Origin of the sequence: Catenisphaera adipataccumulans, from assembly GCF_014202755.1 — a bacterium.
Taxonomy (GTDB): Bacteria; Bacillota_I; Bacilli_A; order Erysipelotrichales; family Erysipelotrichaceae; genus Catenisphaera; species Catenisphaera adipataccumulans.
The window spans coordinates 252,058-273,903 of sequence record NZ_JACHHK010000003.1; the positions used below are offsets into that span (position 1 = coordinate 252,058).

Below are 21,846 nucleotides of genomic sequence, written 5' to 3' on the forward strand. Positions count from 1 at the left end.
GATGTCTGCGGACATCTTTTTTTATTGTCCTTTATCGGCTTTCAGCAGCATACCTGCACATTCTCTGTCGATATAAAGTGTATCGGCATAGCCGCCGCGCAAGCATCCCAAGGTCGGCAGCATCTTTGCCGGACCGACCGATACGATGACTTTGTTCGGGATTTTTTTGATCATATCCAGCGGCACGGAAATGACGCGGGCATCTTGTTGGGCATCGACCACATGGCCGTTGATGTCCAGATAATGTGAAAATACATCGCCGACCGCATTCTGTGCCAGGCGGTCATATTCCTGCTTGGTAAAATAGCCCATCTGGTAAAGAGTTGAGTCATAGCCGATACATCCTGGTGAATAAATCGCTGTTTCACAGTTTTCAGCCATGGAAAAAATCTTCTGAATGGATGAATCCGACATGATCGCATGAGCAATTTCTTCCGAGTCGACCATGGCCGGCGCCGGAAACAAGAAGCCATCCGTATGCAGGACATTGGAAAAACGCCGGATCGTATCCGAGCCCTGCGAATCAAATAACGTACGTGAAATGCCGCCGTTCAGCTGAATGACAGCTCTGCACCGGCGCTTCGTGTTGATCAGCTGCGTGGACAGCGTGGACGTCGTCCGGCCCCAATCGACACCCACGATCGTATCATCGCGCACCATCCGGTTCAGATCTTCCGCGGCGGTCCGGCATAGATCTCTTAATAACTGTGTCCGGTTGCCGACGATATCGTTGACGATCACGGCCTTTTTTAGATGGAAACGTTTCATGATCTCCATCTCTAAATCGGACGATTCTTCGATCGGTGCGCGAATTGTGATCTGGACCAGGCCTTGGTCATGGGCCTGCTGAATTAAACGGCTGACCGTCGATTTTGACATGTGTTCCTTTTTAGCAATTTCGATCTGGCTCATGCCCAGCTCATAGTGCATCTTCGCAACGCGGAGGATCTGGTTCATTCGATATTGATTCATATAGCCCCCTGATTTTCATCATTTCTATTTCACAACATGGTTGTTTTTTTGTCAAATGTACATATGTTCATATTTATGTAATTTTGTTTATTTTTCTATTGACATCTCATTTTTTTGCTTTATATTAAAAGTGTAAAGAGGTCATGAATATGAAATATCAATCCACAATTACTGGCTGGGGCGAATTTGCCATGGACTTTTTAAATCCAACAGCCAATTTCATTATTATCTTCAACGAAGATGCACCGCCGGAACTCGCCGAAATCTCATTTCTTCACACGAAAAGTGAATTAAAAGGAGAACCAAAACCAGGCGACACCTTCCGCATCTGTGATAAAGAATACACGATCAGTGATGTCGGATGGGAAGCGTTGAACACCCTGCGCGAACTTGGCCACTGCACTGTTTCCTTCCAAGGACGGGATACGGTTCAGCGACCGGGAGTCATTGAATTGATCGGTGAGCCGATGAAACCGGAAGATTTCTATGTCGGCGGTAAGATCGAAATTGAATAAGGTTGATCGTTTCAACAGAAACTGAAGAGAAATATAGGAGGACCAAAACATGGCAATTTTAACATTTATCGGAGCCGGACAGATGGCTTCGGCATTGACTTTCCCTACATTCGAAAACGGACACGAGATCCGCTTGGTCGGTACGCCGCTGGACCGTGAGATCATCGATCAGCTGCGCAAAGATAACTACCATATCAATTTAAAACGCACGCTGCATGACGGCATCAAATATTATCAAGTAGAAGAAATGGAAGAAGCCATTCAAGGTGCAGATGTGATCCTGGGCGGTGTTTCCAGCTTCGGTGTTGACTGGTGGGCAGATGAGGTACTGCCGAAATTAAACAAAGACGTGCCGATCATCACCGTCACAAAAGGAATGATCGACCTGGAAAACGGCGATATGATCACATATCCGGATTACTGGCAAAGCAAGCCGGCCGGCAAAGAACTAAACTTCAATGCGATCGGCGGCCCATGCACCAGCTATGAATTGGCTGATCACGATGATTCCTGGGTCGCATTCTGCGGTCATGACATTGAAACACTGCGTTATTTAAAACAAATTTTCGAAACATCCTATTACCATATCAGCTTATCGACCGATGTGAAAGGCGTCGAGTTCTCCGTTGCGTTAAAGAATGCGTATGCTTTAGGCGTCACCCTGGCGGTCGGCCTGGCAGAAAAACGGGAAGGAATCGGTAAAGTGCACTATAATTCGCAGGCTGCCTTATTCGGCGAAGGCGTATGTGAAATGCGTAAACTGCTGAAATTGGCCGGAGCCGGTGCAGACAACATTGTTTACGGTGCTGGTGATTTATACGTTACCGTATTCGGCGGCCGTACCCGTAAGATCGGTACCCTTTTAGGACGCGGTCTGAGCTTTGATGAAGCCATGGCCAAACTGAAAGGGGTCACACTGGAGTCTATTGTCATCGCGACCCGTACCGCTCGTGCGGTCCGCAATCTGGCTGCCAATGGTAAGGCTGATCTGAAGGACTATCCGCTGTTGATGCACGTGGATGAGATCATCAACCAGGGCAAACCAGTCAACATTCCATGGACGGCTTTTGAAACAGAATACGTCGGTGAATGATCTTCCTCTATGCAAGGCTTCGGCCTTGCTTTTTTCATGAAAAAACTTCCGCTTCATGCGGAAGTTTGATTAGTTGCTGTCTTTGACCGGACCGTCTTTATCATAGGTCGCGGTATATAGAATATCCCCATCGTCGTTGGTAAAATTAAACGTCATCTTGACACCGGAAATATCTCCTTCATCCTCTACATCTTTAATGGCATCAATCAGCTGATCATAGTTATCTTCATCGTATAAATACGCTTCCAGCTGTTCTTTCTGCTGATCGGTCAATGATTCCATGCTTCCCATCGAAGCCGTAAAGATAATGGTGTTTTCTTTAATTTTGATCTTCATATTATTGGAATCAGCGATGTCATCGATTTCTTCCTGCAGATCTTCATCTTCTTCGACAACTTCCTCCAACGTTTTCTGATGACATGCCGTCATCGTCGTCATCACAGCCATTGCCATCATTACAGCTAAAAGAAACCGGCCGAGACCGAACTTTTTCAATTTTCTACTCTCTTTCATAACTCCTCCTCAAATTGATAAGTCTATTAAACTACTTTTATTTTATTCACTTGAAACTTGTCATGTCAATGTAAAATTTTTAAAGTATTGGTTTTGATTTTTAAAAAAATCGTTTCATAAGAAACGATTTGTCGAAATTTTCATTTATTTAAACCAATTTTTGTAAAAAAACTGTCGCCAGTCCCAGGAAAATAAAGAATCCCAGGACATCGGTCGCCGTGGTCAGAAAAATCGATGATGCGATGGCCGGATCCGCGTTCAGTTTCTTCAGCGTCAGCGGGATCAGCAGACCGAAAATGCCCGCGATCACCAGATTGCCGATCATGGCCAGTAAAACGATCAGTGACAGATAGAAATTGCCATACATAAAATAAACGATCACTGCGGTCACCAAGCCGGTCGAAGCCCCGTCGATGATCCCCAGTAAAATTTCTTTGATCAAAGCCCGGACAGCCTGTTTCGTATGCACTTCGTCATGTGACAGATCCCGCACAAGAATAGACATCGTCTGGGTGCCCGCATTGCCGCCCATACCAGAAACAATGGTCATGACGGCCGAAAGGGCAACCACTTGTTCGATCGTGCTTTGGAACATCTTGACCGTAAACGAAGCCAGAAAAGCCGTTGCCAGATTGATCATCAGCCAAGGCAGACGCATGCGAATAGACTCTCCCAAGGTCGTATCGATGCTTTCTTCTTTACTGACACCGGCCATCTGTAAGATATCTTCATCGTACTCGTCGATGATAACATCGATGATATCATCGACCGTGATGATACCGAGGATCGCACTCCGTGCATTCACGACCGGGATCGATTTCAGATCGTATTTAGCCACTAAGCTCGCTACTTCCTCCTGATCGACTTCCGGATGCACACTGATCACATCGTTGTCCGTGATCGACTGGACCGTCGCGTCCTTCGGCGCGGCCAGCAGATCACGTAGATCGACCGTCCCAACCAGCTGCCGGTGCACGTTGATGACATACAGCGTTTCAATGACTTCCGTCTTCGGACCAATTTCACGAATTTTCTGCAAAGCCTGTGAGATGCTCAAGGTTTCTTTTAACGCGATATACGCCGTGGTCATGATGCCGCCGGCGGATTCTTCCGGATACTGCAGCAGCTTCGCTATGACCCTGCGGTCATCTGCCGTCATCCGGTTCATCAGGGCTTTTTTCCGTGCAGTCGGCAGCAGTCCGATACAGTCGGCAATATCGTCCTTCTGCATATGCTCAAACAAACGGACCAGCCGGTCGTCATCGACCTGTCCGGCAATGTCTTCCCGTTCATCATCATCACATTGTTCCAGCACTTCCGCCAGATCCTCATCTGAAAGATAAGTACACATCTTCTGCAGATCTTCCGGTTCCCATTCACCGATCTCTGCCGCAATATCTGCCGGATGCACCGATTCATAATAAGCCAGAAACTTTTCTTTACTGCTCAATACTTCTTTGATATCCATACCGTTCGCCTCCTTTTTCTATTCGAAGCGAAGGTCAACCTGTGAATTTATCGACGAAGTGGTTCGTGTAAAGACGCAGATTCCTCCGCTGTCCACCGTCGATCCGGAACTGATGCTTCCATCTTTACACTTCCTTTCCGTAAAAAAACCGTGTGTCCGGCCGAACACACGGGAAAAGTCCCACTCGATTCGTTTGAGCTTTGACTTTGCGGGGCATGAAAAACTATATTAAAATGCACCTTCGGAATCGATACATCCTGTTCACCAGCGCATGGTGTTTCCACCACTCTGCGGCAATAGCCCGGATCCCCGTAGTAGCCTCACCTACCGAACAATATATCCACATTCAGTATCGTCTTTTCCGTTTCAAGATGCAAGTACTTTTAACGATATTCCATTAAAATTTCGGTATAATCCCGCCGGCCATCGATATAATCCTCAAACACATCCAGCGGATCTTTCCGATGAAAAAGTGTGCAGATCCCGCACATCTCACAATTGGACCGGCATTGATACATTTTCTGGATAAAAGATAAACGTTCTTCACGCGTAGAATGAAGATAATCAGGAGCCATATTCATCACCGTTTTCATTGTACACCAGGCAAAGAAAAAGGAAAAACGTCACGCATAACGCAAAATATTATATAATAGAAGGAGAAACTCCGTATTGTTTTGTAAAAAGGAGAAACACATGGCAAAAAAAATTACCTATCATTCATTAGAGGAAGCGAAGCAAGCTCTCCTCAAAGAAAACGGCAAAATAAAACAAAGCGACTTTATGGAAGCCATGAACGATCTGGAACTGGACGACAGTCAGATCGAAGAACTGATGAACTGGTGCACCGATCATAAAATTACTTTCTCGGATGAAGAAGCCGAAACGGAACAAAACGATATCGAGCAGCTCGAAAAAGATTTCTCTGACGGCCGCTCCTACTCATCTAATAATTCCGTCAAAGTCTATTTGCATCAGCTGGGTGAATATCCGCTGCTAAGTCCGGAAGAAGAACAAGAAATAGCCAAACGCGTCAAGGAAGGTGATCCGGAAGCCAAACAGACGCTGATCAATTCCAATCTGCGTCTGGTCGTTTCCATCGCCAAGAAATACAACGGCCGCGGTCTGTCCTTCCAGGACCTGATCCAGGAAGGAAACTTTGGTCTGATGCGCGCAGTGGATAAGTTCGACTACACCAAGGGGTATAAATTTTCGACTTATGCGACATGGTGGATCCGTCAGGCCATCACCCGCGCCATCGGCGATCAGAGCCGTACCATCCGCATCCCGATCCATATGGTCGAAACCATCGGGCGGGTCAAAAAAGCTGAACGCGATCTGATGCAGAATTTAGGCCGGGAACCGACTTATGAAGAAATCGCCGCGAAGATGCAGACGCTGACGCCGGAAAAGGTGGCCGAGATCAAACAGATCGCCCAAAGTCCGGAAAGCTTAGAAAAACCGACCGGAAAAGATGACGGTTCCTTTGTGGCTGACTTTGTGGAAGATAAAAGCACCGTACGTCCGGATGAATATTCTGATCAGCTGCAGCTGAAAACGGAAATCAAGGAAGCGCTGAAACACTTAAGCGACCGCGATGCACAGATCCTGCGCTTACGATACGGCTTAGAAGACGGCAAGACCCATACCTTGGAAGAAGTCGGAAAACAGTTCGGCATCACGCGGGAACGGGTCCGGCAGATCGAAGCAAAGGCACTGCGCCAGCTGCGCAATCCTAGAAACTGTAAAAATCTAAAAGACTTTATGTAAAAAACGAGAGAGGTCATCCTCTCTCGTTTCTTTATAAGCTGGCTGCGCCGATCATACCGGCATAGTCGCCCAGTTCGGCAACCGCCAGTTTCGGTACACTGCTGTTCGGTCCGCCGAAACAGTCACGCGCCATAATTTCTTCCAGCGGCGGAATCAAAACATCCGCATGTTCGCTGATCTTACCGCCCAAAAGCACCAGCTGCGGACGGAAAATATTTACGATGTTGACAATGCCCGTGCCGAGCATTTGTTCATATTGCTCAACGACCTCCTGCATATCAATATTTCCGTGCGTCGCTCTGCGGAAAATTTCATCCAGCGGCATGTCTTTGCCGGATGCTTCTTTGGCAGCCCGCAGCAGCGCCGGCACAGAAGCATAGGCTTCCAGACAGCCGCGCCGGCCGCATGTACACGGACGGCCGTTGACCCGCACGACCGTATGGCCGATCTCACTGCCGCCCATGATGCCGCCTTCGAACACTTCGCCGTTCAGGATCAGACCGCCGCCGACACCGTTGCCCAACGTGAACATGACGACATCGCTGTAGTCTTTGCCCGCACCGGCCACCGCTTCGCCCAAGGCAGCGCAGTCCGCATCGTTGGCAATGCGCACTGGACACGGGATCACTTTGCCCAGACGCTTGGCAAGTTCAACATTTTCCCAATGAATATTATTCGAATAGATCACAGTTCCCTTCTTGCGGTCGATCGTGCCCGGCACACCGACACCGACAACCGTGCAGCGATCCAGCGGGATCGCATTCTTTTCCAACAATGCCAGCGTATTTTGAGCGATCTCGTCGATCACATCCTCGGCAGCCCGGGAATTATCCATCGGATATTTCTCTTTTGCCAGCAGATGATCCTCATTGTCGACCAAACCGATCTGGATCTCGGCAGAACCAATATTGATACCGACACGAATCGGATCTTCCTTTTCGCGGATCGTCGTCATCAATGCTTCACAGCGGCCCTCAATTTGCCAGTTGCCGCTGTCTGCGGACAGGAAGAAACTGTCCCCTTTGGTAAACGGCAGTGTTTCCCCATGCGAACTGATCGTGCCTTCGCCGTCCATGATCAGAATGCTCAGGAAGGAATCTTCATTGATCGATCCTTGCGTCCGGCTGCGCGTTTTCCCGTCCAGAAGCAGTTTATCGACCGTAAAATAATCGCAGTCTGCCACATGCGGATACCCTACGTTTCGCTGCTCGATCGGTTTCCGGTTCGTGACATCCAGTGCCTGCCGGATATGCAGATCACGCGGTTTTCCATCTTTGCCCATACGACCGTAATCATAGATCCGGTATGTGACATTTGAGTTCTGCTGAATTTCCGCGATCAAGATTCCTTTGCCGATCGCATGTAACGTACCGGATCGAATAAAGAACGTATCGCCTTTATGGACCGGCACCGCATTCAGCACCTCAAGCAATGTATTGTCTTTGATCCGCTGTTCGAACTCTTCCTTGGAAATTTCTTTTTTGAACCCATAATAAAGGAACGAGCCCGGTTCCGCGTCAATGATATACCACATTTCCGTCTTGCCGTATTCACCTTCGTTTTTCAGCGCATACGTATTGCCCGGATGGACCTGAATGGATAAATTATCTTTCGCATCGATAAACTTCGTCAGGATCGGAAATTCACGGAACCTGCGGCAATGCGTGCCCAGCACTTCAAATCCTTCCGCATCAATGTATTCCTGTAAGGTCTTACCGGCATATTTTCCGTTGACGATGGTCGACGGTCCTGCGGGATGGCAGGATAATTCCCATGCCTCGGCAATGACCGGACCAGTGTCCTCTACACCATATTCATCGGCCAGCCGATGACCGCCCCAGATATAATCTTTGGTGGCGGGTTTTAATTTCAATAAAGCCATAGCTTTCTCCTCTTATTTCATTACCAAGCGATCTTGAATTTCCTCCAATGATGAACAAAATTCAAATTTCTGCCGATCGTGTGCTCCCACAAATTCTTTTTCAACCATGTGATCCAAAAATTTTTCCAGATCATCATAATACCCATTGATATTAAAAAACAAACACGGTCCTGTTTCGCGGTCCAGCCGCTTCAGCGACATCACCTCGCTGATTTCTTCCAGTGTCCCTGGCCCGCCGGGCAGCGCTATAAACGCATCTGCCAGTTCGATCATCTTGCTTTTGCGCTGCGGCATCGTATCTACCATGATCGTCTGGGTCATGTTCGGACAGATCTTCTCTCGATCTTTGAGAAAATACGGCATGACACCGATCACCTGGCCGCCGGCATCCAAAACCGTCCGGCTGATGATCCCCATCAGTCCGTTTGTCCCGCCGCCGTAAACCAAGGTATGTCCCGCCGCAGCGAGCCATTTCCCTAACGCTTCGGTCTGGGTCCGGTAATTTGGATCGCTGCCGAATCCCGATCCGCAGTAAACCGCAATATTCATACTATTTTCCTTCTTTCTCAAGGGCTGCCGTAAACCGAGCCGCAATATTCTGCGGCCGCGTGATCGCCGAACCGACAACGACACTGAAACAGCCCAGATCCAATACACGGCGTGCCTTTTCCGGCGTATCGATATTGCCTTCCGCGATCAATGGCACATGGATCTGTTCAAGCGCCTGCCGGATCCATTCAAAATCATTCTCTTCGATCCGATGTCCCCGGCTGGCTTCTGTATATCCGACCAGCGTCGTGCCGATATAATCAAAGCCTAGTTCATCGGCCTGCAGGATCTCTGCCGGTGTTGAACAGTCTGCCATCAACTTCTGCTGCGGATAACGGGAACGGATCGCTGCCACAAAATCCGCCAGCGATATATTCCCCGGACGCAGACGATCGGTCGCATCCAGCGCGATCACATCTGGACCAGCAGATACCAGTGCATCGATCTCTTTCATCGTCGGTGTGATGTATACCGGACTGTCCGGATATTCCGCCTTGATGATCCCGATGATCGGCAGATCGACCTGAGTACGGATCGCCTGGATATCCGCGGTCGAATTGGCCCGGATCCCGGCTGCGCCGGCTCGTCTTGCCGCCTCTGCCATGCGGGCCATGATCACAGAAGAATGTAACGGTTCTTCGGGCAGTGCCTGACAGGAAACGATCAGCTTTCCGTACACGTTTTCAAACGGGCGCTGAGCAGAAATATGAAAAGCCTGAGATGTTCCGTCCGGTGAAACCAGCTCTGCCTGAGCACTGCGGAAATAACACCGGCTGTCTTCGATCAAAAGGCGGCCTTCCATCCGAAGCTGCTGCTGCCCGCTGACTGCCAGAAGCGCTGCTTTAGGATTCGTATTAAGCCGCTGCAGCGTTTCTTTGTCGCAGCCGATCACATATAGTCTGCCATTCTCCAAATGAACGCTTCGAATAGGAAGAATGTGCGGCTGTCCTTGTTCCTGTGTTGCCAGGTATAATTCCGGGAATTGGACCAGGAATGTATAAAGGCGCTCGATCTCATTCATTTATCGATCCAATCCAGCAGCTGCCGCCTGGTCCAGTACAACGACGACATCATCGTGCTTCTGCAGTGCACTGGCTGGACAGCTTTCTGTTGCCGGACCTTCGATCATCGCCTTGACAGCGTCTGCCTTTTCAGCGCCGGATGCCACCAGCAGGATCTTCTTAGCTTTCAGGATCGAACCGATGCCCATCGAAATGGCCTGCTTCGGCACTTTATTGATATCGTGATCAAAAAACCGCGAATTGGCTTCGATCGTGCTCGGGGTCAGATCCACAATGTGTGTCGTCTGTGCAAACGGTGTCCCCGGTTCGTTGAAACCGATGTGGCCGTTTCGGCCGATACCGAGCAGCTGAAGATCGCACGTAACGGCATCCCATTGTTTTTCATAAGTGTCTGCTTCTTCCTGTGTCGAGCCGCTTGGCAGATGGGTGTTCTCTTCTTTGATATCGATATGATCAAATAAATTTTTATGCATGAATGTATAGTAAGATTCCGGATGATTTTTTGGCAGCCCGACGTATTCATCCAAATTGTATGTCGTGATGTCTTGATAGCTCGTGCCGTTTTCTTCATGATCCCTGACCATGCATTTGTACAACCCTTCCGGACTGCTTCCGGTTGCTAAACCGAGCACGGCTTTTGGATTCTTTGTGATGACATCTTTCATCACTTCAAATGCTTTTTCTGACATTTCATTATAATCTTTACAAACAATGACCCTCATAAATACCTCCGCTATTGTCCCTCATACTATAGCATACCCCCCTGCTTTTTCAAACGCTTCAGCCGGAAAAAAAGATGCCTTCCGGCATCTTCTGCTTTTATAATTCGGACTGCTGTAATTCCATGATCTCCGGAAATATTTCGAGCCGGCGGATCATGATATGTGTACGAGGATTATAATCAAAAAACATCAATAATGCCAGGTAGGTATTCCAGGACATTTTGCGTTTTCCGCCTTCGATCGCATTATAGGTCTGACGGGAAATTCCGACTGCTTCTGCCAGATCCTCCTGCGTAATATTAACGGTACTGCGCAGAACCGGCAGTTCATCTGTCAGTTTCTCAATGAAATAGTCTTTCTCTTCCGGCATAAAATGCCATGCCTGTTTCTTTCCGGCATGCTTATTGATTTTCATAATACTCTCCACCCAGCTTTAATTGCATTATTAATTATACATCATTTTATTTCAAAATAAAACTAATGTATAAGGAATTCACTATTTTATCATCAAAAAAGCACACCCGAAGGTGTGCTTTTCTTTATTTTTGATAGAAAGATTCAAAATCGTACTTATAAACACGATAGATCATATACTTGCTCAGTTTCATCTTGAACTGACGGATCAACTGGCCGTCATTCGTATACTCTCCAAAGATGCCCTGGAAGCCGGAATCCGCAATGACCGTCGAACCCGTCTCCTGCACGCTGGAAACAAAGCTGGAATATGGTACCGCAAACGAGGTTTCCAATTCATAAGTACCGGCATTTTCATCTACTTTATACCGATAATAATATGAGTTGGCTGCCGCCAGTTCTTCAGCCGACATCGCGGAAACCGTCTTGGTTTCGATACCGGAGATCTGGGTCCAGTCGTAATCCGGCTGTGTCGTGCTCTGACCATAGTTATTGTTGAAGAGGTATAAGTAATATACGCCGTCTTCATCCGTCGGTACATAAGTCACACTGTGCTGGCCGCCGGTATTACTGAAGGTGCCGACCTGTGTCAATACCTTGTCATCATAACCGCTTTCGGTCCAGAAATCTTTCTGACCGATGATGTAATCCAGATTCGGGCTCTTCGAGAACAGCTTGGAGATCTTGATGATCGACGAAGTCTCTCTTGAGGATAAGATAACGGTTCCGCTGCCTAACCATTGAATCGAGTTGACATGGATCCAATCCAGACCGTAGACGCCTTCACCGTTGACGCCGCTTTCCGGCATGGTCGTCGTCTCTTTATAATCACCGAGGATATCACCTAGATCAACAACATCCAGGATCTTGTCGGTATCCGGATCGATGCGGATGATCAAATCTTCTGCCTTACACTTGTCTACATCATCTGTCTGATACGATGCCAGCACGACAAGGTTGCCGTCATCATCGAAGCAGTAATCATGATGCAGTTCATATTTACCCGTATGGATCACTTTTTGTACCTGACCTAGATTATCAACGGCCGCAAGTGTATGCTTGCCGATGCTGTAGTACATCAAATTGCCTTTGAATAAGATCCGATGCGAACGATAACCAAGGATCGGCACTTCGCCGCGGATCGTGCCGCTATTATCGTAGTAGTACATGAAATCCTGTCCGTCGCTGTCATTGCCCAGGATCGTATACAAACCATTGCTCAACGCTTGTGTGGACGTTCCGTCGGTGGTTGCTAAAGTTGTTTCTTCCGAGCCGAGCAGTTTGCCCATTTTATACGTAACTTTTTCGGTTTTTGTATTGCCGTTGGCATCGGTCATCGTAAATGTGATCGTATTCTTTGTATTTGGCACCAGACCGATGACAGTAAATTCATGCGTCTTGGTCCGTTTGGATTCAGCCTGCGAAGAGTAATCTTCATAGCCTTCTGCCGATACAGTATATGAAGTCTTCACGGCTTTATCGGTCTTGAAATAAACATAGAGCGATAATGTATTGGTGCCGTATGGATTATGAATGATCAACATATTTGATTCGTCATAATCATCCTGGCTCTTTAGGTCTTCGATATTGTCGTGGATCTTTTCAGAATACTCCGTGGTATAAATTTCTTCCACTTTATCAGCCAGTTTGTCCGCACTTAAATGATTGTCCGTCGAATTGTTATCTTGTACGTCCTTGTCTTCCGATACGGTGATCGTATCCGCAAAGGTCTCTTCCTGCTGCTGACAGCCTGTTCCTGCCGCCAGCATCGCCGCTGTACATAATGCAGCCAGCCATTTTTTGCACTTCATATTTACCTCCTGTCAAATCACACTTTTTTTTATTATAGTATGCGAAGCTTTATTTTTGCTTAAAATATTTTTTACTTGTTTTTTTCTGATTTCGGGTTACGCTGAAAGTATGGAACGATTGATCAGTCTGTTGATCGGTTATTTGTTCGGCTGTTTTTTGACCGCCGAGCTGGTAGCCCGCATCTATGCCCATACTTCTGCCTTTTCCCTGGGCGGTACCAATAATCCTGGCATGGCCAACGTCATGCACCAGCTGGGACTGGTCCCAGGCCTTCTTGTACTGGCCGGAGACTTATTAAAATGTATCCTGGCCATGGCGATCGTGCAGACGTTGTTTGCCCCGCACATCTGTGTACTATATGTGGGACTAGGCTGTACGCTCGGTCATGATTTTCCGTTCTGGACCAAAGGAAAAGGCGGCAAAGGGGTTGCCGTGACCTGCATTGCAGTCTTTTTATTCGAACATTTTTGGGGCGGTGCAGCGGTGCTGACCGGAGCGGCCATCGTATTGCTGACTAAATATTTATGTATCGGCGGCGTCGCGATCCCGGCCTTGTGCATCGTGCCGTTTTGGTTAAAATACGGCACGGAAACCGGCTTGATCATGATCTTTCTGACCCTGCTGATGCTGCAGCGGCACTACTCCCGGATCAAAGGGATCTTTACCGGTGAAACCGAAAAAACAGATCTCATAAAAAAAATAAGAGGTCATTGACCTCTTACCAATAATAACGAACCTCCATTTCGGTCTCACCGCGGACTTCAGGAATTTCCCGCGCTGAGATCTTCGTGATCTGAATATTGCGGAAGCTCTCCAGCTCATGAACGACCCGGTCAATATTCTGACGGGTCCCCTGCAGCTCAGCGGTCACCGTGCCGTCGGCATCATTGCGCACCCAGCCGGTCACATGGTTTTCCTGCGCAAACCGCCGAAGCATCCAGCGAAATCCAACGCCCTGGACCGTACCATAAAAGTGCATATATTTGCGCATCCTGATCATCCTTTCAAAAAATGGGTGCGTTTATGCCGCACCCATGACCAATTCCTGACGAACACCTTTGTTCAAATATGAAATATTTAAAAACTCCGCACAGGCACATACCTTATCCATCAGACATACCGCAATTGCCTCACGGTATTTTGGCGGGATCGGAGTCAGCGGGAACATGTGACGATGAATGATATTCGCCTCGATCTTACCAATCTCAAAATCCTGGCTGGCCCGTTTCAGCGCGATGCCCGGATGACGGAATCCGTGCCATTTGTGGTAGTCTTCTTTGACATGCCAATCATAGAGAAAATAATCATGAAGCAAAGCTCCTCTTACCAATGCATCCTCATCGAAATCAATATGAAGACGTTTCAGCAGCCAATAACTGGAATATGCAACGCCTAAGGAATGATCATAAACCGTCGTACCGTTGTGCTGTGTGAAGGTTTTCTCCATCTGCATACCTTCCGACGTCAAAATATCTTTACTCTTTTCGATAAATTCTTTTTGTGTTTCCGTTAAGGATCCCATCTGTAAAATATTCCTTCCTTCTTATTTCAGAAGTAGCATACACAAACGATTTCAAAATTTCAAGATGAATGCCCGAAAATTTATGAAAAATTTAGAAGTTTGCCGCTGCGGCGGGCATGAACATAAACGACCGTCAAGATGGCAGCCGTCACCGCCCAGCTCAGCGGATACACCGACATCAGCGTACCATAGTCGTGCGAACGCGCAAAGACCGTCAGCACCCATGCGATCCGCACTCCGCAGACCCCAAGAACCGTTACGACCGCCGGTTCCAGTGAACGTCCGTACCCGCGCATCGCACCGGACAGGACTTCCATGATCACATCCAGCAGCTCGCCGCCGACCAAATACTGCAGCCGGATATACCCGTACTGCACAACGACGGGATCTTCGTTGAACAATCCCAGCAGCGGTTTGCCGAATGTCAGTAAGATGAACATGATGCCCAGCGTTGCTGCAAGGTCCTGCAATAAAGCCAGTTTGGTCGCCCAGCGGCAGCGGTCCAGTTTGCCGGCACCCAAATTCTGCGATACAAATGTCGTACATGCCTGGCCGAATGAATTAATAATATAGTAGGCAATGATCTCAATATTAAATGCGGCACTGCTGGCCGCCATGATATCCGCTCCAAGCGAATTGATCGCACTTTGGATCGTGACATTGCTGACGGCAAAGACCATGCCTTGTATGCCGGCCGGTACGCCGATCCGAAAGATCTCAGCCGCCTGTGTGCCGTGGATCCGGATCTCACGCAGACGGACACGGGTCCAGTCTTCCTGATGACAAAGCAAGGTCAGCAGCAGGCCCGAGCTTACGCAGTTGGCGATTACCGTTGCCCAGGCCACACCGTCAACAGAATGATGGAAGACGACCACAAAAATCAAATTTAGAATTACGTTGATCACACCAGAAATCACCAAACAAATCAGCGGCGTACGCGTATTTCCCTGACTGCGGAAGATCCCGGATTCAAAGTTATACAGCAGGATCACCGGCAGACCGAGAAAATAAATGCGCAGATACAACACCGAAAGCGGCATGACCGAAGCCGGTACACTGAGCAGACGTAAAAATGGCACGGCCAGCGCTTCTCCGACCGCCATTAAGGTCAGTCCCGAAACCAAAGCAATCGCAATGGCGGTGTGCACCGCATCATGCACCTTTTCTTCATTCTGCTCACCGGTATACCGCGCGATCACGACGATCGCGCCCAGCGAGATACCGACAAACAAGTTCACCAGCAGACCGATGACCGGCGTATTGCTGCCGACCGCGGCCATGGCTTCCTTGCCGACAAAACGGCCGATCACCACAACATCCGCCGCATTGAATAATTGCTGGAGGATACCGGTCAAGGCCAGCGGCAGCGCAAACCGAAAGATCTTATCGCCCAGGCTGCCTTGGGTCAAATTGCTTTCATTCGTGTTCATTTTCTCTCTCCATCCGTTTTAATTCCGGCAGGACCGTTACCAACATGGTGATGAAACAAGCCAGGCCGCCGATGATATTTGAAATAGGTTCCGCCATAAAGACACCATCGGTTGCTGGTTCAACCACGGTAGGCAGCCATATGGTCAGCGGAATGACAATGACCGCTTTTCGAAGCAAGGAAAAAAAGATCGCTTTTTTCCGCTTATTGAGCGCTTTGAACGTGGTCTGGCCCGTATATTGGAAGACCATGAACACAAACGCATAGAAATACAAATGCAGACAGCGCACGGCTGCTTGTTCAATGGCCCGGTCATCACTGAAGATCCGGATAAAGAACGACGGAAACCGTTCGATCAAGCCTGTCACGATCAATGCATAGGCAAACCCGATCAGAAACATGATCTTCATCGCACTTCGAATGCGCTGCGGATGGCGGGCACCGTAATTAAAGCTGATAAACGGGCTGGTGCCCTCCATGATGGCCAGGATCGGCACCTCCAACATCTGCCGGACACTGGAAACAATGGTCATGATCGAGATATAAAGTTCTCCGCCGGTCGACGCCAGCACATTGTTACAGACGATGTTGACCAAACTGTTGGTGATCTGCATCACGAATGCGGAAGAACCAAGCATGAGGATATCTTTGATATAAGCACGGGTACAAGTAAATGAAAGCGGGAAAAGCGAACGATCGCTGCGCAGAAAACGCAGCACAAACAGAGCCGATACCGCTTGTGAAATCACCGTTGCCGCAGCCGCCCCGCGGATCCCCATGCCGAATACGAAAATAAACACAGGATCCAGTACAATATTCAGTACCGCACCGATGATGACTGTCGTCATGCCGACCGACGGAAATCCCTGCGCATTGATGAACGGGTTCATGCCGGTGGCGATCATAGAAAAAACGGTCCCCAGCGCATAGATCCGCAGATACTGCAGACAATAGCCGATCGTTGCCTTTCCGGCGCCGAATGCTTCCATCATCGGCCGCGCGAACAATTCGATCCCGACGATCAGAATCAAACCGGTCACCACCTCTAACCAGAACGAGGTATTCATCAGCTCGGCTGCTTTCTTTTCGTTCTGCCGGCCGCGTTCAATCGCAAACAGCGGTGAGCCGCCCATACCATAAAGATTTGTAAAAGCTGTGATCAAGATCACGACCGGAAAGCACAGCCCGACTGCGCCCAATGCGGTCGTGCCGATCTCAGGGATACGGCCAATATAGACCCGGTCGACGATATTGTAGAGCAGATTCAGCGACTGAGCCACAAACATCGGCAGCGTCAGACGAAGAATGGTTTTGGTGATGCTGCCGTTTTCATAATCCATCGGTTTCATAACATTTAGTATATGCCAAATAAAAAGGAAAGTGAACTTCACTTTCCTAAAGAATACCGGTTTTTTTTAAAACATCACTGACTTCTTCCACAGGGATGATTTCCAAGTTGTTCTTCACTTCATCCGCCACATCTTTTAAGTCTTCCACATTTTCTTTCGGAATGAAGACCGTTGAGATGCCGGCACGGGAAGCCGCCATCAGTTTTTCCGGCAGACCGCCGATCGGCATGACAACACCGCGCAGTGAAACTTCACCAGTCATCGCATACTTCGGATCCACTGCCTTGCCGGTAACCAACGAGGCCAACGCCGTCGTTAAGGTAATACCAGCGCTTGGGCCGTCTTTTTTGATCGAACCTTCCGGCACATGGATATGGATATCGTTTTCCTCAAAGTATTTTGCCTGCTCCGGGAACATCGATTTCACTAATGTGATGGCGATCTGGGCGGATTCTTTCATGACATCGCCCAGTTGTCCGGTGATGATCAGTTTACCGCTGCCTTTGGTCATCATCGTTTCGATGAATAAGATCTCGCCGCCGGCCATGGTCCATGCCAGACCGGTCACGATGCCTGGTTTCTTTTTTGCCAGCACATGTTCGTGATGGATCGGCTTCATATCCAGATAATCGTGCACTTCGTCCGGCTGCACGACGATCTTTTCATGATTGCCTTCGACGATCCGCACCGCCGCGAACCGGCATAAGGTGTCCAGCCGTTTTTTCAGACCGCGCACGCCGCCTTCCATCGTATAATCCGAAATGATCGTCTTGATCGTTTCATCCGGGACTTCCAGATCATCGGCCGTGATGCCGGCGGCTTCCATGGCTTTCGGCAGTAAGTGACGGCGGGCAATTTCAAATTTCTCCGTTGCGCTGTAACCATTGAACTGGATCACTTCCATCCGGTTCAGCAGCGGTTCCGGAATGGTATCCAGGGTATTGGCCGTGCAGATGAACAGAACATCGCTTAAATCATACGGTACATTCATATAATGATCCGTAAAGGTGCTGTTTTGTTCCGGATCCAGCACCTCCAACAAGGCGCTTGCGGGATCGCCGTTGTAGGATGCGGACAATTTATCGACCTCATCCAGGACCATGACCGGATTCGAGACACCGCTCTTGTGAATGCCGTCCATGATCCGGCCCGGCATAGCACCAATATACGTCCGACGATGGCCGCGGATATCTGCTTCGTCGCGCACACCGCCTAAGCTGACACGCACATATTTACGGTGCAGCGCCTTGGCGATGCTTTGGCCGATACTGGTCTTGCCGGTGCCTGGTGCCCCGACGAAACAAAGAATGGAACCCTTCTGGTCATGGTTCAGATCCATGACCGCAATCTGCTGAAGAATGCGCTCCTTGACCTTCTTCAAGCCAAAATGATCTTCATCAAGCACCTTGCGCGCCTGCTCCAGATCCACCGGCTGATAGGTTTCATGTTTCCAAGACAAGCTGGTCACAAAATCCAGGTAATCATACAATGTACCGTATTCCGGCGAGTTGTTGCCTTCCTGTTTCAAACGATTCAGCACTTTTTCGGCTTCCTTGCGTGCTGTTTCGTTCATATCGGATTCCTGCATCTTGATTTCCATCTTCCGCACTTCGGTGACGTTTTCCGGATGCATTTCGTCCAGTTCCTTCTGCAGATATTCCATCTGTTTCTTGATGGCCTGCTCCCGATAGGCCTTCTGGTTGTCTTCTTCCTGCGCCGTGGCCGCTTCGTTGGTGACCTTGGTGATCTCCAAGAACTCATAAAGCATGGTTTCAATCATTTCGGTCTGTTTTTTGACACTGTCTTCGGCAACGACCGCGTACTTTTCGGCCGCCGTATTGTTCAGCCACGAAGACATGGCGACAATGATCTCATTCAAGGAATGCCACTGATTGATATAGTTTCGGGAAATGGTTCCCCATTTAAAATTGGAGACAAAATCGATCAAGGCGCCTTTCATGGCTTCAAGCTTGTTGTTGGCTTCATCCACTTCAAGATCATTGATGTCCGCCCGTTTCGCGATCGTCAGTTCGATCGGCCGGTCATTGGTGACCGTCAGCAGGTCGACATTGACCCGATCGGTGGTACGGATGACAAGGTAGTTGTTTTCGTTGATTTCAGTGATATACCCGGAAACACCGATCGGATAAAAACTGTTTTCATCATAATCGTCCCGGTCTTGTTTTTCTTTCGCAAATAAGAAAACGACTTTCTTATTCAGCTCCGGTTCGCGTTTCGATAATTCGGTGAAGTTATCACTTTTCATATACACATTCGCGCCCGGCAGGATAATCGCATCATAAATAGGTACTACGATCATAGGTACACCTCCTTGTAGCAGTCGTGTGATGAGAGTGCTAATCTCAAGTAATCGTATTATACACCCTCTACCGGTAAAATCAAGTCTGATGTTTCCGCATGTAAAATTGAATGGTATAATGGCTATATTAACAAAGGAAGGTATGCTGAAGATGGATAAAATTCAAATGAAAACGCCGTTGGTCGAAATGGACGGCGACGAAATGACACGTGTGTTATGGAAAATGATCAAAGAAGAACTGATCCTGCCTTTTGTGGATCTGAAAACCGAATACTATGACTTAGGCCTGCCGCATCGTGACGAAACCAATGATCAAGTTACGATCGACGCCGCCAATGCCAACCGCAAGTACGGGGTATCGGTCAAATGTGCGACCATCACGCCGAATGCCCAGCGGATGGAAGAATATCATCTGCACAAGATGTGGAAAAGTCCGAACGGCACGATCCGTGCCATCATGGACGGTACTGTTTTCCGGGCGCCGATCATGATCGATCCGATCCATCCGGTAGTCAAAAACTGGAAACAACCCATCGTCATCGCCCGTCATGCCTATGGGGATGTCTACCGGAATACGGAAATGGTCATCGACCGGCCGGGCAAAGCGGAACTGGTCTTCACGGATCAAGACGGTCATCGTACGGCGCAGACGATCTTTGATTTTGACAGCGCCGGGGTCCTGCAGGGCCAGTACAACCGCCAGGACAGTATTGAATCGTTTGCGCGTTCCTGCTTCAACTATGCGCTGGATGCCAAAAAAGACCTTTGGTTCGGTGCCAAAGATACGATCTCAAAACAATATGACGGCAAATTCAAAGAAATTTTCCAGCGGATCTACGATGAAGAATACAAGGAACGCTTCGAAGCGGCCGGCATTACCTATTTCTATAGTCTGATCGACGACATCGTCGCACGGATCATCCGCAGCGAAGGCGGTATGATCTGGGCCTGCAAAAACTATGACGGCGACGTGATGAGCGATATGGTTTCGACCGCTTTCGGTTCGCTGGCCATGATGACCAGTGTCTTGGTCACCCCGGACGGCAATTATGAATACGAAGCTGCCCATGGTACAGTGACCCGTCACTATTATCGCTATTTAAAAGGAGAACAAACTTCCACCAATCCGATGGCAACGATCTTTGCCTGGACCGGCGCGCTGCGCAAACGCGGTGAAAAAGACGGTCTCAACGATTTGGTCACCTTTGCCGACAAGCTGGAGCAGGCCTGCCTGGATACTTTGAACGAAGGCACCATGACCAAAGACCTCTGCCACTTGGCTGAAGGCATTGAACCAAAGGAAGTCAATACTGCTGAATTCATTCAAGCGATCCGCAGCCATCTTGAGGCTTCGTTATGATCCTTCAGAGCAAGCGCATCTGGGCTGTCAATACATGGATCAAAGCCCAGATCACGATCGAAAACGGCAGGATCGAACGCATTGATGCATACAATGCCCGGACCCCGGACATGGATTACGAAAATAAACGGATCATTCCGGGCTTGATCGATATCCATACGCACGGCGCCTACGGATTCGACACCAATGATGCGAAGCCGGACGGACTGCGCCACTGGGCAAAGAACGTAGTAAAAGAAGGCGTCACCGCCTTTTGCCCGACGACCATCACCCAAAGTGAATCGGTATTGACCAATGCGGTCGCCAATGTCGCTGCGGTTGCTGGATCCGGGTATGAGGGCGCTGAGATCTTAGGCATCCATTTTGAAGGACCCTATCTGGATCAAACATACAAAGGTGCCCAGCCGGAGGAATACTGCGTACCGGCAGATGTGGAACAATTCAAACGCTATCAGGCGGCTGCCAAAGGCATGATCCGGATCATCACCATGGCATGTGAACACGATACTGATTTTGCTCTGACGCGTTATTGTGTCCAGCACGGCGTTGCCGTCAGCCAGGGCCATTCTGGTGCCTCTTATGAACAGGCATGTGCGGCGATCGCCAACGGCGCTTCCGGTATGACCCATGTTTTCAACGGCATGGCGCCGTTTCATCATCGGCAGCCCGGTCTGGTCGGTGCCGCCTTTCGCTTCCGTAACGTTTACAGTGAAGTGATCGGCGATGCCCGGCACAGCACGCCGGCTGCCCTCTATAATTTCTTTCAGGCCAAAGGAGCTGATTCCGGCATCCTGATCACGGATTCCCTACGGGTCAAAGGCCTGCCGGCCGGAACCAAAGCGCTGTTCGGCGGACATTGGATCGAATTGTACGAGGACGGCAGCGCCCATCTGGTCGAAGCCGGCAACTTGGCTGGTTCGACCCTGCGGATGAACGATGGACTTCGCATCCTGACAGAAGAAGCGCAGGTGCCTTGGCAAAGTGCCATCAACGCCTGCACGATCAATCCGGCACGCTACCTGCATATCGACGGCCGCAAGGGATCGATCCAAGCCGGAAAGGATGCCGATCTGGTCGTATTAAATGATGATTATTCGGTGCTGTGCACCTATGTAAAAGGACAGGAGATTTAATTTC

Annotated in this window: 21 protein-coding genes and 1 riboswitch; of the genes, 6 read left to right on the forward strand and 15 right to left on the reverse strand. The window is 49.0% G+C overall.

Annotated elements, in window-relative coordinates:
* Window positions 1-21: 21 nt before the first annotated feature.
* Window positions 22-972 carry a sugar-binding transcriptional regulator gene (locus tag HNQ47_RS05295; protein ID WP_183328292.1) on the reverse strand — a complete coding sequence of 317 codons (951 nt, stop codon included), beginning with the start codon at window positions 970-972 and terminating at the stop codon, window positions 22-24.
* 149 nt (window positions 973-1,121) lie between these two features.
* Between HNQ47_RS05295 and HNQ47_RS05300 the strand changes: the two genes are divergently transcribed.
* Window positions 1,122-1,487 carry a PTS glucitol/sorbitol transporter subunit IIA gene (locus HNQ47_RS05300; protein ID WP_183328294.1) on the forward strand — a complete coding sequence of 122 codons (366 nt, stop codon included), beginning with the start codon at window positions 1,122-1,124 and terminating at the stop codon, window positions 1,485-1,487.
* 49 nt (window positions 1,488-1,536) lie between these two features.
* On the forward strand, window positions 1,537-2,580 hold the full coding sequence (locus HNQ47_RS05305; protein ID WP_183328296.1) for an NAD(P)-binding domain-containing protein: 1,044 nt from the start codon (window positions 1,537-1,539) through the stop codon (window positions 2,578-2,580).
* A gap of 69 nt (window positions 2,581-2,649) precedes the next feature.
* Here the strand turns inward: HNQ47_RS05305 and HNQ47_RS05310 are convergent, their stop codons facing one another.
* The 3 genes from HNQ47_RS05310 to HNQ47_RS05320 form a co-directional block, all read right to left on the reverse strand.
* On the reverse strand, window positions 2,650-3,093 hold the full coding sequence (locus tag HNQ47_RS05310) for a hypothetical protein (RefSeq protein WP_183328297.1): 444 nt from the start codon (window positions 3,091-3,093) through the stop codon (window positions 2,650-2,652).
* Between the two features lie 148 nt (window positions 3,094-3,241).
* Window positions 3,242-4,561: a magnesium transporter gene (gene mgtE / locus HNQ47_RS05315; protein WP_183328299.1), complete on the reverse strand. Its 1,320-nt coding sequence runs from the start codon at window positions 4,559-4,561 to the stop codon at window positions 3,242-3,244.
* 176 nt (window positions 4,562-4,737) lie between these two features.
* Window positions 4,738-4,900, reverse strand: a riboswitch (M-box (ykoK) riboswitch).
* 44 nt (window positions 4,901-4,944) lie between these two features.
* Window positions 4,945-5,145 carry a hypothetical protein gene (locus HNQ47_RS05320; RefSeq protein WP_221248034.1) on the reverse strand — a complete coding sequence of 67 codons (201 nt, stop codon included), beginning with the start codon at window positions 5,143-5,145 and terminating at the stop codon, window positions 4,945-4,947.
* Window positions 5,146-5,254: 109 nt separating this feature from the next.
* On the opposite strand from HNQ47_RS05320, the gene rpoD reads away from it, so the two are divergent.
* Window positions 5,255-6,328, forward strand: coding sequence for an RNA polymerase sigma factor RpoD (rpoD, locus tag HNQ47_RS05325; protein ID WP_183328303.1), 1,074 nt, complete (start codon window positions 5,255-5,257; stop codon window positions 6,326-6,328).
* A 31-nt stretch (window positions 6,329-6,359) separates the two neighbouring features.
* Here rpoD and HNQ47_RS05330 read toward each other — a convergent pair whose 3' ends face one another.
* From HNQ47_RS05330 to HNQ47_RS05355, 6 genes are all read right to left on the reverse strand, one after another.
* The gene (locus HNQ47_RS05330; protein ID WP_183328305.1) at window positions 6,360-8,210 is read right to left on the reverse strand and encodes a type I phosphomannose isomerase catalytic subunit; all 1,851 of its coding nucleotides are present in this window, start codon (window positions 8,208-8,210) and stop codon (window positions 6,360-6,362) included.
* A 12-nt stretch (window positions 8,211-8,222) separates the two neighbouring features.
* Complete coding sequence (locus HNQ47_RS05335; RefSeq protein ID WP_183328308.1) at window positions 8,223-8,759, reverse strand: LOG family protein; 537 nt, start codon at window positions 8,757-8,759, stop codon at window positions 8,223-8,225.
* 1 nt (window position 8,760) lies between these two features.
* The gene (locus tag HNQ47_RS05340) at window positions 8,761-9,780 is read right to left on the reverse strand and encodes a putative N-acetylmannosamine-6-phosphate 2-epimerase (protein WP_183328310.1); all 1,020 of its coding nucleotides are present in this window, start codon (window positions 9,778-9,780) and stop codon (window positions 8,761-8,763) included.
* Entirely contained in the window at window positions 9,781-10,503 is a 723-nt protein-coding gene (nagB, locus tag HNQ47_RS05345; RefSeq protein ID WP_183328312.1) for a glucosamine-6-phosphate deaminase, read from the reverse strand.
* A 97-nt stretch (window positions 10,504-10,600) separates the two neighbouring features.
* Window positions 10,601-10,918 (reverse strand): helix-turn-helix transcriptional regulator, encoded by a 318-nt coding sequence (locus tag HNQ47_RS05350; protein WP_183328314.1) that lies wholly within the window; start codon window positions 10,916-10,918, stop codon window positions 10,601-10,603.
* 124 nt (window positions 10,919-11,042) lie between these two features.
* Window positions 11,043-12,728 (reverse strand): aryl-sulfate sulfotransferase, encoded by a 1,686-nt coding sequence (locus HNQ47_RS05355; protein WP_183328316.1) that lies wholly within the window; start codon window positions 12,726-12,728, stop codon window positions 11,043-11,045.
* Between the two features lie 109 nt (window positions 12,729-12,837).
* Here HNQ47_RS05355 and HNQ47_RS05360 point away from each other — a divergent pair, with 109 nt between their 5' ends.
* Complete coding sequence (locus HNQ47_RS05360) at window positions 12,838-13,443, forward strand: glycerol-3-phosphate acyltransferase (RefSeq protein WP_183328318.1); 606 nt, start codon at window positions 12,838-12,840, stop codon at window positions 13,441-13,443.
* A 4-nt stretch (window positions 13,444-13,447) separates the two neighbouring features.
* Here the strand turns inward: HNQ47_RS05360 and HNQ47_RS05365 are convergent, their stop codons facing one another.
* The 5 genes from HNQ47_RS05365 to lon all read right to left on the reverse strand — a co-directional run bounded on the left by HNQ47_RS05365 (window position 13,448) and on the right by lon (window position 19,349).
* Window positions 13,448-13,720, reverse strand: coding sequence for an acylphosphatase (locus HNQ47_RS05365; RefSeq protein WP_221248036.1), 273 nt, complete (start codon window positions 13,718-13,720; stop codon window positions 13,448-13,450).
* Window positions 13,721-13,750: 30 nt separating this feature from the next.
* Window positions 13,751-14,251 (reverse strand): HD domain-containing protein, encoded by a 501-nt coding sequence (locus tag HNQ47_RS05370; protein WP_246346068.1) that lies wholly within the window; start codon window positions 14,249-14,251, stop codon window positions 13,751-13,753.
* Between the two features lie 80 nt (window positions 14,252-14,331).
* Window positions 14,332-15,681, reverse strand: a complete 1,350-nt coding sequence (locus tag HNQ47_RS05375) for an MATE family efflux transporter (protein WP_183328322.1) — start codon at window positions 15,679-15,681, stop codon at window positions 14,332-14,334.
* Window positions 15,668-17,029, reverse strand: coding sequence for an MATE family efflux transporter (locus tag HNQ47_RS05380; RefSeq protein WP_183328324.1), 1,362 nt, complete (start codon window positions 17,027-17,029; stop codon window positions 15,668-15,670). The genes HNQ47_RS05375 and HNQ47_RS05380 overlap by 14 nt, the downstream gene beginning before the upstream one ends.
* 46 nt (window positions 17,030-17,075) lie before the next feature.
* Complete coding sequence (gene lon, locus HNQ47_RS05385; protein WP_183328326.1) at window positions 17,076-19,349, reverse strand: endopeptidase La; 2,274 nt, start codon at window positions 19,347-19,349, stop codon at window positions 17,076-17,078.
* Between the two features lie 118 nt (window positions 19,350-19,467).
* Between lon and HNQ47_RS05390 the strand changes: the two genes are divergently transcribed.
* Complete coding sequence (locus HNQ47_RS05390) at window positions 19,468-20,709, forward strand: NADP-dependent isocitrate dehydrogenase (protein WP_246346070.1); 1,242 nt, start codon at window positions 19,468-19,470, stop codon at window positions 20,707-20,709.
* Entirely contained in the window at window positions 20,706-21,842 is a 1,137-nt protein-coding gene (gene nagA / locus HNQ47_RS05395) for an N-acetylglucosamine-6-phosphate deacetylase (protein ID WP_183328328.1), read from the forward strand. Before HNQ47_RS05390 ends, nagA begins: the two co-directional genes overlap by 4 nt.
* The last annotated feature ends 4 nt before the right edge of the window (window positions 21,843-21,846 follow it).

Coding starts and splice junctions, on each gene's coding strand:
- HNQ47_RS05350 (WP_183328314.1), bottom strand. CDS start 10,918: ATGAAAATCAATAAGCATGCCGGAAAGAAACAGGCATGGCATTTTATG.
- HNQ47_RS05380 (WP_183328324.1), bottom strand. CDS start 17,029: ATGAAACCGATGGATTATGAAAACGGCAGCATCACCAAAACCATTCTT.
- HNQ47_RS05375 (WP_183328322.1), bottom strand. CDS start 15,681: ATGAACACGAATGAAAGCAATTTGACCCAAGGCAGCCTGGGCGATAAG.
- nagA (WP_183328328.1), top strand. CDS start 20,706: ATGATCCTTCAGAGCAAGCGCATCTGGGCTGTCAATACATGGATCAAA.
- rpoD (WP_183328303.1), top strand. CDS start 5,255: ATGGCAAAAAAAATTACCTATCATTCATTAGAGGAAGCGAAGCAAGCT.
- HNQ47_RS05300 (WP_183328294.1), top strand. CDS start 1,122: ATGAAATATCAATCCACAATTACTGGCTGGGGCGAATTTGCCATGGAC.
- HNQ47_RS05360 (WP_183328318.1), top strand. CDS start 12,838: ATGGAACGATTGATCAGTCTGTTGATCGGTTATTTGTTCGGCTGTTTT.
- HNQ47_RS05330 (WP_183328305.1), bottom strand. CDS start 8,210: ATGGCTTTATTGAAATTAAAACCCGCCACCAAAGATTATATCTGGGGC.
- HNQ47_RS05335 (WP_183328308.1), bottom strand. CDS start 8,759: ATGAATATTGCGGTTTACTGCGGATCGGGATTCGGCAGCGATCCAAAT.
- HNQ47_RS05340 (WP_183328310.1), bottom strand. CDS start 9,780: ATGAATGAGATCGAGCGCCTTTATACATTCCTGGTCCAATTCCCGGAA.
- HNQ47_RS05310 (WP_183328297.1), bottom strand. CDS start 3,093: ATGAAAGAGAGTAGAAAATTGAAAAAGTTCGGTCTCGGCCGGTTTCTT.
- HNQ47_RS05390 (WP_246346070.1), top strand. CDS start 19,468: ATGGCTATATTAACAAAGGAAGGTATGCTGAAGATGGATAAAATTCAA.
- mgtE (WP_183328299.1), bottom strand. CDS start 4,561: ATGGATATCAAAGAAGTATTGAGCAGTAAAGAAAAGTTTCTGGCTTAT.
- nagB (WP_183328312.1), bottom strand. CDS start 10,503: ATGAGGGTCATTGTTTGTAAAGATTATAATGAAATGTCAGAAAAAGCA.
- HNQ47_RS05355 (WP_183328316.1), bottom strand. CDS start 12,728: ATGAAGTGCAAAAAATGGCTGGCTGCATTATGTACAGCGGCGATGCTG.
- HNQ47_RS05365 (WP_221248036.1), bottom strand. CDS start 13,720: ATGCGCAAATATATGCACTTTTATGGTACGGTCCAGGGCGTTGGATTT.
- HNQ47_RS05295 (WP_183328292.1), bottom strand. CDS start 972: ATGAATCAATATCGAATGAACCAGATCCTCCGCGTTGCGAAGATGCAC.
- HNQ47_RS05370 (WP_246346068.1), bottom strand. CDS start 14,251: ATGGGATCCTTAACGGAAACACAAAAAGAATTTATCGAAAAGAGTAAA.
- HNQ47_RS05305 (WP_183328296.1), top strand. CDS start 1,537: ATGGCAATTTTAACATTTATCGGAGCCGGACAGATGGCTTCGGCATTG.
- lon (WP_183328326.1), bottom strand. CDS start 19,349: ATGATCGTAGTACCTATTTATGATGCGATTATCCTGCCGGGCGCGAAT.